Source organism: Sutcliffiella horikoshii (genome assembly GCF_044809035.1).
Classification (GTDB): domain Bacteria; phylum Bacillota; class Bacilli; order Bacillales; family Bacillaceae_I; genus Sutcliffiella_A; species Sutcliffiella_A horikoshii_G.
Genome location: NZ_CP085237.1, coordinates 2480169 through 2497042 on the forward strand (window position 1 = coordinate 2480169; position 16874 = coordinate 2497042).

The 16874-nt window shown below is 40.2% G+C and carries 19 protein-coding genes; 2 read left to right on the forward strand and 17 right to left on the reverse strand.

Going from position 1 to position 16874, the window contains the following annotated elements; all coding sequences use genetic code 11:
* Positions 1-36: 36 nt before the first annotated feature.
* The 7 genes from LG307_RS12885 to LG307_RS12915 all read right to left on the reverse strand — a co-directional run bounded on the left by LG307_RS12885 (position 37) and on the right by LG307_RS12915 (position 6034).
* Positions 37-768, reverse strand: coding sequence for a hypothetical protein (locus LG307_RS12885; RefSeq protein WP_404442519.1), 732 nt, complete (start codon positions 766-768; stop codon positions 37-39).
* Positions 769-789: 21 nt separating this feature from the next.
* Positions 790-996, reverse strand: a complete 207-nt coding sequence (locus LG307_RS12890; RefSeq protein ID WP_404442522.1) for a DUF2768 domain-containing protein — start codon at positions 994-996, stop codon at positions 790-792.
* A gap of 782 nt (positions 997-1778) precedes the next feature.
* Positions 1779-2816 (reverse strand): NAD(P)H-dependent glycerol-3-phosphate dehydrogenase, encoded by a 1038-nt coding sequence (locus tag LG307_RS12895; RefSeq protein WP_404442525.1) that lies wholly within the window; start codon positions 2814-2816, stop codon positions 1779-1781.
* A gap of 17 nt (positions 2817-2833) precedes the next feature.
* A complete protein-coding gene (der, locus tag LG307_RS12900) occupies positions 2834-4144 on the reverse strand; it encodes a ribosome biogenesis GTPase Der (protein WP_404442527.1) in 1311 nt (436 codons plus the stop codon).
* Between the two features lie 213 nt (positions 4145-4357).
* Positions 4358-4543 carry a capping complex subunit for YIEGIA gene (locus LG307_RS12905; RefSeq protein ID WP_404442530.1) on the reverse strand — a complete coding sequence of 62 codons (186 nt, stop codon included), beginning with the start codon at positions 4541-4543 and terminating at the stop codon, positions 4358-4360.
* A gap of 1 nt (position 4544) precedes the next feature.
* Positions 4545-5432, reverse strand: coding sequence for a YIEGIA family protein (locus LG307_RS12910; protein ID WP_404442533.1), 888 nt, complete (start codon positions 5430-5432; stop codon positions 4545-4547).
* Positions 5429-6034: a hypothetical protein gene (locus LG307_RS12915; RefSeq protein WP_404442535.1), complete on the reverse strand. Its 606-nt coding sequence runs from the start codon at positions 6032-6034 to the stop codon at positions 5429-5431. Before LG307_RS12915 ends, LG307_RS12910 begins: the two co-directional genes overlap by 4 nt.
* 124 nt (positions 6035-6158) lie before the next feature.
* On the opposite strand from LG307_RS12915, the gene LG307_RS12920 reads away from it, so the two are divergent.
* Entirely contained in the window at positions 6159-6290 is a 132-nt protein-coding gene (locus tag LG307_RS12920; RefSeq protein ID WP_404428381.1) for a YpzI family protein, read from the forward strand.
* 156 nt (positions 6291-6446) lie between these two features.
* Here LG307_RS12920 and fni read toward each other — a convergent pair whose 3' ends face one another.
* The 9 genes from fni to prsW form a co-directional block, all read right to left on the reverse strand.
* Entirely contained in the window at positions 6447-7502 is a 1056-nt protein-coding gene (gene fni / locus LG307_RS12925; RefSeq protein WP_404442538.1) for a type 2 isopentenyl-diphosphate Delta-isomerase, read from the reverse strand.
* Between the two features lie 38 nt (positions 7503-7540).
* Entirely contained in the window at positions 7541-8683 is a 1143-nt protein-coding gene (rpsA, locus tag LG307_RS12930; RefSeq protein WP_404450448.1) for a 30S ribosomal protein S1, read from the reverse strand.
* A gap of 294 nt (positions 8684-8977) precedes the next feature.
* Positions 8978-9559, reverse strand: a complete 582-nt coding sequence (locus LG307_RS12935; RefSeq protein ID WP_404442541.1) for a lysophospholipid acyltransferase family protein — start codon at positions 9557-9559, stop codon at positions 8978-8980.
* A gap of 2 nt (positions 9560-9561) precedes the next feature.
* The gene (gene cmk / locus LG307_RS12940) at positions 9562-10245 is read right to left on the reverse strand and encodes a (d)CMP kinase (protein WP_404442544.1); all 684 of its coding nucleotides are present in this window, start codon (positions 10243-10245) and stop codon (positions 9562-9564) included.
* A 97-nt stretch (positions 10246-10342) separates the two neighbouring features.
* Positions 10343-10525, reverse strand: a complete 183-nt coding sequence (locus tag LG307_RS12945; RefSeq protein WP_404442547.1) for a YpfB family protein — start codon at positions 10523-10525, stop codon at positions 10343-10345.
* Between the two features lie 62 nt (positions 10526-10587).
* Positions 10588-11250 (reverse strand): flagellar brake protein, encoded by a 663-nt coding sequence (locus LG307_RS12950; RefSeq protein ID WP_404442549.1) that lies wholly within the window; start codon positions 11248-11250, stop codon positions 10588-10590.
* 96 nt (positions 11251-11346) lie between these two features.
* Positions 11347-12687, reverse strand: a complete 1341-nt coding sequence (gene ypeB / locus LG307_RS12955) for a germination protein YpeB (protein WP_404442551.1) — start codon at positions 12685-12687, stop codon at positions 11347-11349.
* A gap of 18 nt (positions 12688-12705) precedes the next feature.
* Entirely contained in the window at positions 12706-13752 is a 1047-nt protein-coding gene (locus LG307_RS12960; protein WP_404450449.1) for a cell wall hydrolase, read from the reverse strand.
* A 193-nt stretch (positions 13753-13945) separates the two neighbouring features.
* Entirely contained in the window at positions 13946-14596 is a 651-nt protein-coding gene (gene prsW, locus LG307_RS12965) for a glutamic-type intramembrane protease PrsW (protein WP_404442554.1), read from the reverse strand.
* Between the two features lie 161 nt (positions 14597-14757).
* Here prsW and LG307_RS12970 point away from each other — a divergent pair, with 161 nt between their 5' ends.
* Positions 14758-15732 (forward strand): asparaginase, encoded by a 975-nt coding sequence (locus LG307_RS12970; RefSeq protein ID WP_404442557.1) that lies wholly within the window; start codon positions 14758-14760, stop codon positions 15730-15732.
* Between the two features lie 48 nt (positions 15733-15780).
* Here LG307_RS12970 and LG307_RS12975 read toward each other — a convergent pair whose 3' ends face one another.
* Positions 15781-16749, reverse strand: coding sequence for a YpdA family putative bacillithiol disulfide reductase (locus LG307_RS12975; RefSeq protein WP_404442560.1), 969 nt, complete (start codon positions 16747-16749; stop codon positions 15781-15783).
* Positions 16750-16874 lie beyond the last annotated feature (125 nt).

The window sequence follows — 16874 nt, forward strand, 5'->3', positions numbered from 1 at the left end:
AATGTATTCTCTAAAAAAGGGTTCATGACAACTATTCTATTCTTTATTTAAAAAGACCGGCTCATTGTTCTCATCTATCGTGTAAGCTAGCGAAAATGCAGGTACAAACACGGAATGTTCCACTATGATGTCACGGATATCATCCCCTGGTTTGTAGTCATGATCATGCTCTTGAAGAAAATCATACAAATCGATAGAATAATCTAATTGAGCTTGTCCAGCGCTATTTAAAACAAACGGCAGATTTTTACCGGAAATCGGACTTTCGGCAAAAGGCTCTGAAGAATATCCGAGTTTTTCCCAATCCACTTTGAAAGCCTGATCATTTATTACTTCTTTGATCGGGGCATATCCATTATTGGAGCGCTTGTACATATCAATCCTAATATTAATATCACGTATCTGTTCAGCCACGCGGAGATCAATCAGCTTCACTTGTGGGTCTTCTTCAACATTTACAAGGACATAAAGATAGACTCCGCCACTCTCATACGCTGTCCCAGGAGGATCTTGCATGTATCGCGGGGAGAGTTTATTAAAGTCGATTGGATACTTCTGATAGATAGGAGTCTCCATATCCCTGTCTTTTATTGGTAACAAGCCTCCCGTTGCCTCTTGGTACTGCTCTACTGAGGACTGCACCGCTTCTAGTTGATCCTGATAAGGGATTTGGTTTTGCTTTAGACGATCTTGAGGGTATAAACATCCAGAAAGAACGCTGCTTACCACCATTATTCCTACTAGTAGGAAGAACCTATTTAATTTCATAAATTATTCCTTCCTTCATCATTATTGCTCTGGCACAGGACCGCTGAATACTACATAAAAAATAATTAATCCGGCAAACACTATCAATAAAAAAGCAACCGTATTCAAAATACCTCTGATAATGGTGTTATTTACCTTGAATCTAGTAAAATAAACCGTTAAAACGGATATAAACATGAACCCCATTGCTACAAATGAAATCCACATCTTCATTAATGCAGGTGACATCCTCATCTCTCCTTTTCCGTGAAACATTATAGCATAAGATATACATGAAATAAAACAACAAAAAAAGCTGAAGTAAAAGGGGCCATTTTTACTCCAGCATGATAAAAAAGACTAAATAATCCAATCCCACAGCTCAACCAGTGATATCCTCATACACATCTTATGCGGCAGTTAACATACATGCATCGCCAAATGCCTATTTATCGCAAAAAAGCTTGTAAAAATTATGGATTTCTTTCTTGAGCACCCTCCTATGGTTTCTTCTTTATAAGTTATGCACTCTTGATGGATGGGTGTTTGTTTACTTTATGTAACAATTTGTTAATAAGGTCAAGAAAAATAGTCCGTTTTATTAGTATGGTGTATTTGTTTGTGGGTAGTCGACCGCTGTTCCTTTCCGCGGGACGGTGCTTGAGCCTCCTCGGCTTCGCCTGTGGGGTCTCAAGCTACCGTTACTCCCCCGCTGGAGTCTACGCCATTTGCTCCAATTCACAGCTGAAAATCACATAATCAATACGCAATGCTTATTCAGTTAACACAGTTAGATTGCTTTTCATAGCCCTTCAATAAATGAAACCACCTAGTTGATTGTAGTGGAAGGCGCGCAGACGCCCGCGGGAGGAAGGGACAGGTGAGACCCCGCAAGGCGAAGCCTGAGGAGGCTCACGGACCGCCCGCAGGCAAGCGAAGCGCCTGGAACGGAAATCAACTGTATTAATGGACTATTAAAAATGGTCTTAAACAAACAGAAGCCCCTTCATAACACAAAGGGGCTTCTGGATTTATTGGACTCTGTCACCCAAAAGTTGTGCAAGGTCGTCCAGTTCAGTTGTTTTGGAACGGCTCATCAGTTCATCCACCGCATCCTTTGGATCCACACCGTCAAATAGCACATGATAAAGTGCAGATGTCAGCGGCATTTTCACCTGGAGCTTCTGTGAAAGCTGGTAGGCTGCCTTGGTTGTACGAACACCTTCGACGACCATACCCATGCTATCTAATACCTCTTCAAGCTTCATGCCCTTCCCTAGCATGTTTCCGGCTCTCCAGTTTCTGCTGTGAACGCTTGTACATGTTACGATGAGGTCTCCCATACCTGTTAGACCAAGGAAGGTAAGTGGATTGGCACCGAGGCAACTCCCAAGGCGTGCGATTTCAGCAAGTCCCCTAGTAATCAAAGCAGCTTTCGCATTATCACCATATCCTAGTCCATCCGTAATACCTGCAGCCAGAGCAATGATGTTCTTAAGAGAACCACCAATTTCTACCCCCACTACATCACTATTGGTATAGACGCGGAAATGCTGGTTGATGAAAAGGTCCTGTACCTTCTCAGCAGCCGCAGCATTCAAGGAAGCGGCAGTAACCGTTGTAGGTTGTCTCATACTTACTTCTTCAGCATGGCTAGGTCCGGATAGAACAACAACCGCTTCACGGACAGTTTCCGGCAGCTCGTCTTCTATCACTTCCGAAACCCTTAAGTGAGTATCAGGTTCAATTCCTTTACTTACGTGCACAAACAAGGCAGGTGCCTTCAAGTAGCCTTTCAGTTGTTGGCACACTTCCCTCATCGCTTTGGTAGGAACAGCAAGTACGATCGCTTCTACAGAATCAACCGCCTCATCCATCGATGTATACCCGATAATTTTATCGGATAGTTTTATATTTTTTAAATATTTTTCATTCGTATGAGTTTGATTAATCTCATCAATTTGAGCCTGTTTATGCCCCCATAGACGAACTTCATGATTATTGTCGGCAAGAACCATCGCAAGGGCAGTTCCCCAGCTACCAGCTCCCAATACAGCAACCTTTTTCACTGATTCACTCCTCCCTTTTACTTTCGTGGACGTGCGATTAGTTTAATAGGTGTTCCTTCAAAACCGAATGCATCTCTTATACGATTTTCTAAGAAACGTTTGTATGAGAAGTGCAAGAGCTCTGGGTCGTTGACGAAAATAACAAAAGTAGGCGGCTTTATCGCAACTTGAGTTGCGTAATAGATTTTCAAGCGCTGACCTTTATCGGTTGGAGTCGGGTTCATCGCAACTGCATCCATGATAACATCATTTAAGACAGTTGTTATTACACGCATGGAGTGATTTTCACTTGCCAACTCAATTTTAGGAATAAGTGTATGGACTCGCTTCTTTGTCTTAGCAGATAAGAACACGATTGGTGCATAATCCAAGAACAAGAAGTGATCTCTAATTTTTTGCTCAAATTCCTTCATAGTCTTTTCATCTTTTTCCACAGCATCCCACTTGTTCACTACGATAACAATAGCTCTACCTGCTTCATGTGCGTATCCTGCGATTTTTTTGTCTTGCTCAATAATTCCTTCTTCCCCATTAATGACAACCAATACAACGTCAGATCGTTCAATAGCACGCAAGGCACGTAATACACTGTACTTTTCAGTCGTCTCGTAAACTTTACCTTTTTTACGCATACCAGCAGTATCAATGATTACGTAATCTTTCCCGTCGTATGAGTAAGGAGTGTCAATTGCATCCCTTGTTGTTCCGGCTATATCACTAACAATAACACGCTCTTCCCCTAACAACGCATTTACAAGGGAAGACTTTCCAACGTTCGGACGGCCAATTAACGAGAATTTAATGATATCCTCATCATATTCCTCTTCTTCATCTTTTGGGAAGTTATCAATGACAAAATCAAGCAAATCCCCAAGCCCCAAGCCATGTGAACCCGAGATCGGGATCGGCTCGCCAAATCCTAGTGCATAAAAGTCATATAAGGTATCTCTCATATCAGGATTGTCCACTTTATTAACAGCCACAACAACAGGCTTTTTAGAACGGTAAAGTATTTTGGCAACTTCTTCATCTGCTGAAGTTAATCCTTCACGCCCGTTTGTCATGAAAATGATTACATCTGCTTCATCAATGGCAATCTCCGCTTGTTCACGGATTTGTGTCATGAATGGAGCATCACTTATTTCTATTCCACCTGTATCAATGACATTAAAATATTGGTTTAGCCATTCTCCAGAGCTGTAAATTCTATCTCTTGTCACTCCTGGTACATCTTCGACGATAGAAATTCTTTCTCCAACAATTCGGTTAAATATTGTGGATTTACCCACGTTTGGTCTTCCAACGATCGCTACGGTTGGTTTTGGCATGGTGACCACCCTCCCATTTTTCTATAATTTATGTAATATTTCTTTCATACTTAACATTCGGTTTTCTTAGTCTTTACTAAAGGCGGGTTTTGGATACTTTGTTGTATCCTCTAATAAAAGAAACCCTCCTGCAAAGGAAGGTCTAACTTGAATAGTTTAACATTATTCCCCGCAATAAGGAAGTCTGACTTTTTTAAAGTCTTTATATTGCCCTTAATGTTTCACGATAATATATAATTCTTCACCCAAACCATGGGCAATTCCATCTAGTATCGCCTCTAGATTTGCTGCAACAAATTCCATTTCCTCTTTCGTTTCACAGGGGAAAATCGGGACCCCTCCTGTTATTTTCGATGCATTGGTGGTTATAGCTGCAAGTATGTATTTCTCAAATTCCATCCTACTTTTCCACCTTTTTCTTCAAGTTTTTCGTAGGCATTCTTATTGCATTCTCTAAAGTAGGCACCCTTTCAAGGATAGCCATACCTATGGTTAAATCTTGTTCCTGGGGCAAGAGGAATACCCCGACACGGCCGTCATCCAAGTCCCGTTTTGCCAACGGAACAAGTGCAGGTGTTCCAGAATCACGGTAGACTCCAAGGGCAGTGGACATATCGTGCAGGATAGCCTGTCTCTGTCCCAGGTTTGCTATAGTAGTTCTGGCGTTAAAATTTTTAGGTTTTAAAATAAATCCCATTCCGTAATGCAACACTTCCTTTTGGCGTTCGGGCAAACCTATATTCATAATATAGATGTTATCTACATACAGACCTGCTCCATCAAAGTGCGGTTTTACATACTCAATATCCACTATATCTTTCAACTGCCCACCAGTCATTAACTTGTGGGAAATGAGAGCAGCAGAAATCCCCACCACTAACCCTACCCACACATTCGCTGCCAAATATGCAAGCGTCGCCAAAAATGCTGTAATCATAACGAGATAGTTTCTGCCTTCAAATGCAATGGCAATTCCCTCTATATAAGTACTTCCTCTAGGTACCAATTCAAATGAATCTAATTCAGTTAGTGTGTTTCTTTCCATATTCCGAACATCACGAAATTGGGACGCTGCCAAAGCCAGAAACGTTATTGCTGCAAACTCTTCTTCCATAATGGCCGGGACTGCAATGGTACCTAAACCAGATGCAATGAACGCAAGTGATAAGTGTATGATTTTTCCATGCAAATAGGTAGGATATTGACGATAATCCGTAACAAGCATATAAAGTCTTGTCGCTAAACCTATTACAACACCGAAAATGATGGGCAATGTGTACTCATTCATCCTTGTCTCTCCCTTACACGCTTTTGTATTAACGAATCTAATTGTATGGTCAAGGTTTCAAATATCATCCATGTACAAAGCCCCGCTGTAGATAGCGCAAGGACTGCCAAAAACTCAAATGACCCAATTACAGAAAAGGAAAAAATTCGGTCTATTACAATACTGTGCAAGATCTCACCCAGTAGGACCCCAGTAAGCTGAAACACAAACCTTTCCCGCTTCGCTTTGAACAATAGCAAGGATAAATATAAGATGATAAAGGAAAGCAACCAAGTTCTATCAAAAATAATCCAGACAGGATCATAAATTTCAAAAATAATAAAGCAAACATACGCCATTGCTACAGTACAGATGGACAGGTAATGTAAAAGGTATTTTTGCTTTAATGAGTTTACTAATAGGATAAAAGCAGACACTGCTAATACGAGAAAAGAGACAGTCACACTGAATCCGAAAATTTGGACAGCAGTGGTTGAGCCTGCAATCACTAATAATAATAGAATAGACATATATGTTCGGAATGTAGATTTAGGGAAGAAAAACGTAACGATTATCCATCCCACCCAAGATAAGAAATAAAAATATTGATCAGCTGTTTCCATTTTTCTCCCCTCCTCTCACCAAATCATTATGCCTAAAATGAGAGAATACTAATCATTTTTCCCAGTATGTTTTTAACGATAAGGCAAATAATATCAAACATATTCTCGGAAAAGAGGTGATCATATGGGAAAAGATAGACAAGAAAGAAAATTGAAGGCCCAAAAGAGAACTGAATCAGATCGCGATCAATCTCTAAAATACCCAGGAGCGACAAGCATGGAAGGTCCTGCAGAAGCAAGAGAGAGAAACAAATAATTATTCGGGATTTAACTAAGCGCAGCTGTTCCTTACCGCAAATCGCTTCGCCTTCTGGTGGGGAAGTCTTTATACCGCCCACTTGTACTTGTATACTTTCACATTTTAAAAAAACGCCCCCTTTCTCAAATAAGAAAGAGGGCGTTAAATATTCCTTTAAAACGTTCTATTACTAAATTCCGAACAATCAACTCTACGTTGAGTCAACCAATGATAGGTTTGCCCAGTAATCACGACAGGAACATGCTGCAATTGTTCAATAGTGGAGGCTCCAAGCGCAGTCATCATCCATCTTAATTCGTCGTGCGTCTGTTGAATCAATTGAATCAGAGTTTCTTGACCTTCCTCCATATATGTCTTTAAGAAGTAACCTGCCATTCCAACAGCAGAAGCACCAAGGGTTATTGCTTTTGCAATATCCATTGGATTCTGTATTCCCCCAGAGCCGATAATAGAGGTATGAGGAACTGTATGTTTAACTTCGGCAATGGATGCGGCTGTAGAAATTCCCCATTCGTTAAAGAATTCCAATTTTTGTGTGCGGCGTTCGTTTTCTATTTTTGAGAAATTTGTCCCGCCATAACCACTAACATCAATAATAGAAACCCCTATATCCACTAATTTTGTCGCGGTCTCCCTGCTGATCCCAAAACCTGTTTCTTTTACAATTACCGGAACGTGTATAGAATGAACAATTTCCTCAATTCTTTTCAGTGCACCGGAAAAATCACGGTCACCTTCTGGCATCACAAGTTCCTGTATAACATTCAAATGAATTTGAATAGCGTTTGCTTCTAGCATATCTACAGCCTTTTTGGCTTGATCAACCGTGGCTTCGCTTCCTAAGTTAGCAAAAATGAGCCCATTTGGGTTTGTTTTTCTTACTATTTCATACGTGGCTGCCTCATCACGATCCTTGATTGCGGACATTTGAGATCCAACTGCTAAACCGATATTGCACACTTTTGCTACCTCAGCAAGCGCCTTATTGATTTCCCACGTTCTCTCGCCGCCACCGCCTGTCATCGCATTGATAAAAATAGGCGAACTTAGTGAAAGTTCGCCTATTTTTGTATTCAATTGAATGTCAGTGGTGGCAAGGTTAGGCAAGCTTTGGTGAACCATCATAATGTCGTCAAAACCTGATTGCCTTAATTGTCCAGTAGTTAATGCATGTTGGATATGGTCCATTTTCCTTTGAGCTCTACTCACCAGTTATCACCTTGACATCTTTATTTGTATATCATTTATTATTTCTTAAGCTTACTCAGTTTATCCCCGATCATTTCGCCCAATTGGAAACCGCCAGTGTCCTCTGATTGGTTATACTGTCTGTAATCCTCTTCTTGCTCAGGCTCTTCCAATTCACGGATGCTTAAGGAAATTCTTTGATCAGCTTCATTTACATCCAAGACTTTCACTTGTACCTTATCGCCTTCTGTTAATACTTCATGCGGCGTACCGATATGCTTGTTGGAAATTTGAGAAATGTGAACCAAGCCTTCCACACCAGGAAGTACTTCAACAAATGCTCCAAAAGATACAAGGCGTTTAACAACACCTTCTGTCACACTACCTGCAGAAAGCTTTTCTGATACTTGGGACCACGGTCCAGGCAATGTTTCTTTAATAGATAAAGAAATCCTTTCATTATCGCGGTCTACAGAAAGAACCTTCACATTTACCTTTTGGCCTTCTGTCACAACATCTGAAGGTTTTCCTACATGTTCATAGGATAATTGGGAAATATGAACCAACCCGTCTACTCCACCAATATCAACAAATGCTCCAAAGTCGGTGATTCGTTGTACGGTACCTTCAAGCACTTGGCCCGTCTCAATGGTATCTAATAGTTGATGTTTTTTATTTTGCATCTCTTCCTCTACTACAGCACGGTGAGAGAGGATAACACGATTTTTCTCTTTTTCAAGTTCTACCACTTTAAAAGTTAATGTTTTCCCTTTATAATCGGAAAAGTCATCTACAAAGTAATTTTCAACTAAGGAAGCAGGAACAAATCCCCTTACGCCAAGGTCCACTACAAGCCCGCCTTTGACTACATCCTTAATTTCAGCTTCAAATACTTCTTTTGATTCGAATTTTTTTTGAAGATCTTCCCATGCCAAGTCAGCATCCACTGCTTTTTTAGAAAGTACCAGCAATTCTTCTTCTACTTTTGTTACTTTAAGTTGAAGTTCTTGACCTTCTGAAACGACATCCGTCGCTTTTTCTACATGTAAGCTGGATAGTTCGCTTATTGGAATGATACCATCTAACTTGCTGCCCTCAATGGAAACAAGGACCTGCTTTTCTTCTACTTTTGTAACTGTTCCAGTCACTGTGTTGCCAACCTCTAAATTGTTAACTTCTACTTGATTCATGTCTTCCACCATCATTATTACCTCCTCCATACAAACCAGCTAATCCATTATTTATGTAAGTAACGGTAGACGTTACGTAAGCATGCCGGCATAAACCAGTACATGCATACTTAACAAAAGTTGCATTTGTTTCGTGTAATAATTCATAAATTAACGGATGTTAACTTACTTGATTGATTGGACAGATCAATTAGAACTGCCAGGTGATAAATTAATAGAAATAACCTTAACAAATTCCTACATAATTTAGCTTCCTTCTACTAACTTCTAATAAATAGGACATTTTGTCAAGTTAAAACTCTTAAACTATCTGTTTTTTTCGATAAGTTCTCTTATGGAATCCATTACCAATATAGTAGCTTCCTCTGCCGAGATTTTTTCCAACCTGTGTTGGGTAAAATCGATTGGTTTTCCATATACCACTTTAAGTGGCTGGAACTTTTTATAAGGTCCGATGATTGCACATGGAACTACTGTAGCTTCAGAACGGAGTGCAAAAAAACCTGCGCCTGCCAACCCTTTACCTAGCTCGCCCGTTTTACTTCTCGTACCCTCTGGAAAAAGTCCTAAAACATGGCCTTCTTTTAACACTTTTAATGCTTTTCTCAACGCTTCCCTGTCACTCATTCCCCTTTTAACAGGGAAAGCATGCAGCTTTGGTAGGATCGTTTTAAGAATAGGAACATGGAAGATTTCTTCCTTTGCCATAAAGCGAACAGTCCTTGGGGAAGTGATTCCGACAACTGGAGGATCCAAATTATCTATATGGTTGGAACAGATTAAAACGGAACCTTCTTTAGGTATATTTTCACTTCCCACCACTTTAATACGGTATAGCGGCTTTAGCACAACAGAAACGATGAACTTGGCAAATGAGTAGAATGTCATGGTTACCTAGTCTCCTCTTTTTGATCAACCAAATCCATTATTTTACCTACAACTTGTTCAATTCCCAAAGAAGTGGTATCAATTTCTTTCGCATCCTTTGCCTTTTGTAATGGGGCAATTTCGCGCTCGGAATCAAGTTTATCTCTTCTAGCAATTTCTTCTTTCAGTTTTTCAAGGTCTGAGTCAAAGCCCTTAGAGAGATTTTCAGCATGTCTTCTATGTGCTCTTTCATCCACAGAAGCCAAAAGGAAGACTTTTATTTCAGCATCAGGTAGTACATGAGTCCCGATATCTCTTCCGTCCATTACAACGCCGCCTCTTTTAGCCAGCACTCTTTGCCTTGCAACCATTTCTTCTCTGACATGTTTATGTTTGGCAACAATGGACACGTTATTTGTCACCTCATGTGTGCGGATTTGTTCTGTTACATCCTCATCATTTATGTAGACGTGTTGCGTTTGATTGTTTGCAATTCGAAGGTCGATATCCATCTTTTCTACCAGTTGTTGCAAAGACTCCTCGTCTTCAAGATTTACATCCTCTCGAATCGCCTGGAACGTCACAGCTCTGTACATAGCCCCTGTATCAATATATAGATAACCCAGTTTGTCTGCTACAATTTTTGCTACCGTACTTTTACCAGCCGCTGCAGGGCCATCAATTGCTATAGATAATTGTTGTTTCATAGTTCCTCCTGAATGTACCTTTTATCATTTTTCGCATGAAAAAAGCAGGTTACCCTGCATATTTTCTCACACATATTGCATGTATATTTTATCATACTCATCTACTTTGGTCGAATGTTTCTATATGTTCTATTATCTTCATGCCACCTACTCCTTCATACTGAATGACCTTGCTTAAAAAAGGGGCAGATTCGGTATATAACAAGAGTCCTTGAGCACAAATTAGACAGATCAATTGAATGACTATCAGTTTAATGATAATCCCTTCCACTCTTTTCATTTCAATCTCCCTCTTTTTTCCGATCTTTTCACTAGTACTAGTATGGATGGATTTGGAAGGATTTATGCTAACGAATACGTTTTTCTTAACAATAGCTGCTGTTCAAAGCAATACTTCATGATTATCTGTCTTTCTAATTCATTAATAGGATCGAACTGCAATGATGCTTTCCATCTTTTCTTTGCAGGTTCCTCGACTAATCTAATGACCTTACTTTTAAGTTTTAAATAATGCGTCTCCCCATTATTCAAATGGATGACAAAAGTGGTGAATACGTGCCCTTTTTCTGGGATACTGATGTTTTTAGGCAGGTTAAGCGAAGCTCCTCCAGCACTAATATCATGGGTGACTGTAATAAATGGTGAAAAATGATGGGTTAGCGGATGTACCGAGACATCGATATTACTTTCAACCCTTACATATTGCCTACGCTGGACCTTTTGCACCATATGGTATCCAGGAAAGGATAATTGAACCATTGGAATGGCTTGCTTCATACGTCCAAGGACTTCACTTTCAAATGTGTATGCTACACCTTCATCTGACACGTAAGTAATAAGTAGTTGCGTGCCGTTTAATATGTATGTTGTTCTCCCGTTAACTATATGGGCTGGATAATCTACATAAAATTCTCTCTCTTTAACTTCCTGTACTTTACATCTATATTTTTCAACCTTATCATCGTTTCTCACCTGTAGCGTTAATACAACCCCTGGCTTTAACAAAAAATTGCCTCCCTCACAAACCCGTTCTCTCTATATACTTATTAAACCATTTTACGAAAAAAAGGAAAAGCCAAATTTGACTTTTCCTCCATATAATTACAAATCATATAATAGTTCCGGGTTTTTTAACTTTTCGACTTTTTCTTCACTGCCATCATTGGCATTGATGAAAATTTGATAGGTGTCATTATCGATTGTACCCAAGAACTCATAGCAAAGCACTTCTTCACCAAGATCATTGTTGATGATGGCAAGGGAATCTTCCATGATCATCACTTTATCATTAATTCTCTCCGTAGCTTCTTCAGATGTAATACCCGGTTCTGGTATTTCACGCAGGTGATGTGACATTAAGTAATCTTTTGCAGAAAACCCTACGATTTCGCCTGTTTCAAGACTCACTTTCATCTTAATGGAATCAGGATATATCCTTACCCCGTCCACATTTGACACAAACGTAAAAATACCAAGTTTTTTGTATTCCACACTTTCATACAAATCCAACGTGTCAAAATTATTTTGCTTCAGAAAGTTTCTAGCTTTCTCGGTTGCTTCGTTCAAGCTGATGTTTTTCTTTTTAGATTCTTTGTTTTGAACCAGGTAGATAGGGATACCACCTTTTTTAGCAATATCCATGAATGTGTCCTGCTGGTTTTTATCTACAATTTTTAAACTGTAGAAGCCAAACTTAGAACCTTCTCCATTTTCAGTAATGGTAATCTTTTCGTTTCCTTCAAGCTCTAAGTATTTATCCGCAATCTTTTTAGCCTCTTCTTTTGTTATTGTTTTTCCTGAGAGTTGGCTGAAGTTCTTGTCTTCCTTATTCATAGAGGTAAATGTTGGACCGAAGTCAGCTTCATCATAGCCTTCCACGTTCTTCTCTACCGTTTTAAATCCGTCAATGATGGTGTTATCTTGCGGCTGGTCTTTAGCAGAAAGCGCAAGTTCCACATCCATCCAGCGCAGGTTGTTGCTCATAACCATGCTTTGTACTCTTCTCAGCTCTTGTTTAATTTCATCCGATTTTTGATAGAGCGCTTGCAGGGTGCTATATTCTTCTTCCGATAAAGGATTTTTGTCCAAATCCCTGATTGCCACTTGATACGTATAATCCCCTGTATTGGTCAAAAACTCTTCCGTTTTATTAAAAGGAAGAAGTGTCAACGGCAACTGACCTACGTCATTCTGAGCTTCTGACGTGATTCTCCACACCTCCGCAAAGGATGGTGACAACTGCTCTCTTGAACTCATTGCCAAGGTAGTTCCAATTTTGTCATGCAACAAATCTACATGATAGACAAGGTCATGAAAAGCACGCTGATAATTGTTTTCCGCATTGATGAGGACTGCGTTTTTATCTTGATGCTCTTGATAACCCCAATAGCCTGTTCCTGCTACTGCAATTGCTAAAACAGCGATGATAACAAGTCTCAACATAATTCTTCACCCTCTTCTTTAGTCACAGAAAATGTGCTTTCCAATTCGCTTAATTTGCGGACGACCCCATATCCAACCACTTGTTGCGGTATCAGGATTAAAATAATAAGTTGCCCCTTCTGATGGATCCATTCCGTTGATCGCATCAATGACCGCTCTTTTTGCCGTATCATTTGGAGTTAGCCAAATTTGACCGTCAGCAACTGCTGTGAAGGCTAGCGGTTCAAAGATTACACCTGAAACTGTATTTGGGAAGGTAGGCGAGTTGATACGGTTTAAAATAACAGCCGCTACCGCAATCTGACCTTCATACGGTTCTCCGCGCGCTTCCCCGTATACGGCATTTGCCATCAATTGAATATCGTTTTCCGAAAAACCGCCAGGCATGTTGGTAGCACTCTGCGCTTCTCCCTCTTCTTCTGCAGGTTGGTCTTCGGGAGCTGCTTGTTCTTCTGGTGCTGGCGCTTGCTCTTCTGGTGCAGGTTGTTGCTCAGGAGCTGGTTGTGCTGGTTGTGCTGGTTGCTGCTGCTCAGGAGCTGGTTGTGCCGGTTGTTCTTGTTCTGGTGCAGGCTGTTGACTTGGCGCCGGCTTAGCTTGGTCCTTTTGCGGAGCCGCCGGAGTTTGCTTTTGATATTGAGGCTTTTGCTGTTCCCACTGATTTGCTGCCCCTTGTTTCGCTTTATCAACGGTCGCCTGGGAAGGTTCTACTTGGTACTTTAACTCCATTCCCCCGTAGTGCGTAAACTTTTTACCGGACTTGATTTGCTGGTGAACCCAATCTTTATAGAATTTCGTAGACTTATGAAGCATTTGTTTCGTTTTAGGTCCGACAAGCCCATCCACATGATCTAATCCAAATTCTTGCTGAAAATTTTTTACTGCCCAATATGTGCTCCACCCATATACCCCATCAATTCTTGCATGGTAATACCCGTTATATTGGAGGCGTGCTTGCAATTCGACCACATCATTCCCTGTCGCGCCTCTTTGGATGATTTGCTCAGAAAAGGCGCTGACTGAATGTTGATTTATCGAAAATAACATACAGGTGCTGAAAAGAAACATACATGAAATTAACAGGAACCGTTTCACCTTACATTTCCTCCTTTGACTACTTTAAACAATTGTTACAATGTATTTTCTGTAGATATTGGTATTTTATACAGGTTCATTTGGAGAAAAGAGGTATTCCATAAAATGGATGTCACACAAAAAAATAGCTCGCCACAACCGTTGTAAGATTTAACGTTTGTGTGAGCTATATTTCTGCTGTATTTGCGAGTTTTACTTTTCTAAGGCCAAGCCACCATAAGAACACCATAAAGGGGACCATATACAATCCCCAATACTTCTGGGAAAGAATAATCATGTCATACAGGCCGTGTAAAAAGATCGGAGTTAATAATGACAGAGTAAGACATATCCTCTTTTGCTTCGTATTCGTATTGAATTTCCCTTTGCCAAGGTAATACCCCATTATTACACCGAATAAGGCATGACTTGAGACAGGAAGAATCGCTCTGCCCAAGGCAAGTTCCACTCCATTGGCAATAAGAAAGAGAATATTTTCAGCTGTAGCGAAGCCAAGTGATACGGCAACTCCGTAAACGATACCGTCGTAATGCTCATCAAAATGGAGGTTTTGGTAGACCAGATAAATGAGAATAAACCATTTAAAAAATTCTTCGAGGAGACCGGACATGAGAAATGCTTTTACAAAATGGGAAGTTACTCCGAGTTCAAGCTCAATGACATATTGAATAAACATAAGCGGAAACACAAGTAAAGCACCGAACATAAACATTTTAAATACATAAGTAATTGGTTCTTTTTTTAATGTATCCTTTAAATAAAAATAAGACAATAATGCTAAACCTGGAGCAATCCCGGCGGACACAACTGCCAGCATAAATAAGCCTCGTTTCAATCTGTTTTTTTTTATCGTATCATGTTATCGTAATTAATGAAATAAGATGTGAAAACTTTTGGAAATTGTTTGTAAACTGAGAAAAAAACATTTGCAAAGTTAATACAAGAAAACAGTCCAATTTAATGAGGTGACATATGTCAATGAAAAAGAAAATCATGATTATACATACTGGAGGGACTATCTCGATGTCAGAGGATGAACAGACCGGTGCAGTATCACCCGGTGAAAGAAATCCTTTGACTACGATACCGTTGATTGTGGACAGCAATATTGATATAGAAAGCCATGAACTTTTCAACCTTCCTTCTCCGCACATCACATCGACACATATGCATTTGCTTTCTAAATTTATTGATCAACAAGTCATAGAACGTGGCATTGAAGGGTTCGTGGTAACCCACGGAACGGATACTTTAGAGGAAACGGCCTTTTTCCTTGATTTAACTGTCCAGACCCGGCTCCCCATCGTATTGACCGGAGCTATGCGTTCAAGCAATGAAATTGGTTCTGATGGCCCGTACAACCTGCTTTCTTCAGTTAAGGTTGCCGCAAGTTCAGAAGCTATAAATAAAGGTGTACTCGTGGTATTGAATGATGAAGTTCATACAGCCAAAAATGTAACAAAGACACACACCTCCAATATAGCAACCTTTCAGAGTCCACAATATGGTCCAATCGGAATTGTAACTAAGCGAGGGGCATTCTTTCACCACTCCCCTGTTTCCGAAGACAAATATCAAGTGGATTCCGTCACCAAAAATGTGATGCTTTTGAAAGCATATGCAGGAATGGATTCAAGTATTTTTCATGCGTTGAAAAATATGCATGTTGATGGGGTAATATTAGAAGCTCTTGGACAGGGGAATATTCCTCCAACAGCAGTGGAAGGAATTAAGTCTTTAAGGGAAGCCAACATCCCGGTTGTGATGGTTTCACGATGCTTTAACGGAATCGTCCAGGATATCTACGGTTATGAGGGAGGCGGGCGTCGTTTAAAGGAACTTGGGGTAATATTCTCCAATGGTCTTAACGGCCAAAAAGCACGAATCAAACTGATGGTTGCACTAGAAAGTACGAATGACCCTCTTAAGTTACAGGAGTTATTTCTAAGATAAAACGCAAGCCAGTTTCCAACATTGGATACTGGCTTTTTTATATACTATCTATTCTCGCCCTTTAATGCATTCTGCGATCATCCCGCCATGAAAGCGACCGTTTTCAATGAAGATCTCATTTGCATTATTACCCGCGGCTATAACACCTGCAATGAAAATACCTGAAACATTTGTTTCCATCGTTTCCTCGTTAAAAGTCGGCCGTCCAGTTTCCTCATCAATCCCTACACCCATCTTGGTCAGGAAAGAATGATCGGGATGATAACCAATCATGGCAAATACATAATCATTATAAATGGTTTTTTCTACTCCAGCCTTATTTACAAAAGAGATTTCTTTCTCCGATATCTTTGTCACATTTGATTCAAACTCCATGCGTATCGTTCCGTTTCGCACCAGTGCGTCAAATTCAGGAAGAATCCACGGTTTTACACTCGGAGAATAAGTTCCCCCACGGTAGATGACCGTTACATGTGCATCTGCTTTCACTAATTCTAATGCAGCGTCGACACTGGAATTCTTGCCCCCGAGTACAGCAACATGTTTATCAAAGTAAGGATGCCCTTCCTTGAAGTAATGTGCCACTTTATCTAAATCAGCCCCTGGCACATCTAGTTTATTATGATTATCATAATAACCTGTAGCTATAATGACATATTTTGTGGAGTAGGACTGTTTGGAGGTATGTACGTTAAATGAACCATCATGGACTTTTTCCACACGTTCTACCAATTCAAACGCATTCACTTCAATTTTCTTTCTCTTCACAACTTCACGATAGTATGTCATAGCTTGTATTCTAACAGGTTTCCTATTTTCTGTAATAAAAGGCACTTCTCCTATCTCCAGCTTTTCGCTTGAGCTGAAGAATGTTTGGTGCGTAGGGTAATTATAGATGGCATTTACGATGTTTCCTTTTTCTATGACAAGCGGGGATAGTCCTGCATCCTTAAGCGCAATGGCTGCTGCCAGGCCGCACGGACCACCGCCGACAATGATGGCATCTCTGTTTATCACCGTTGTTCAACTCCGTATTCTAAAATTCAGGGGAATGAATATAACTTTGTTGATTTCCGTTGCTGGCTCTTCATTTATTTACACAATCGGAAAATCCCCCATCATTATATGATAGGGGATTGTGA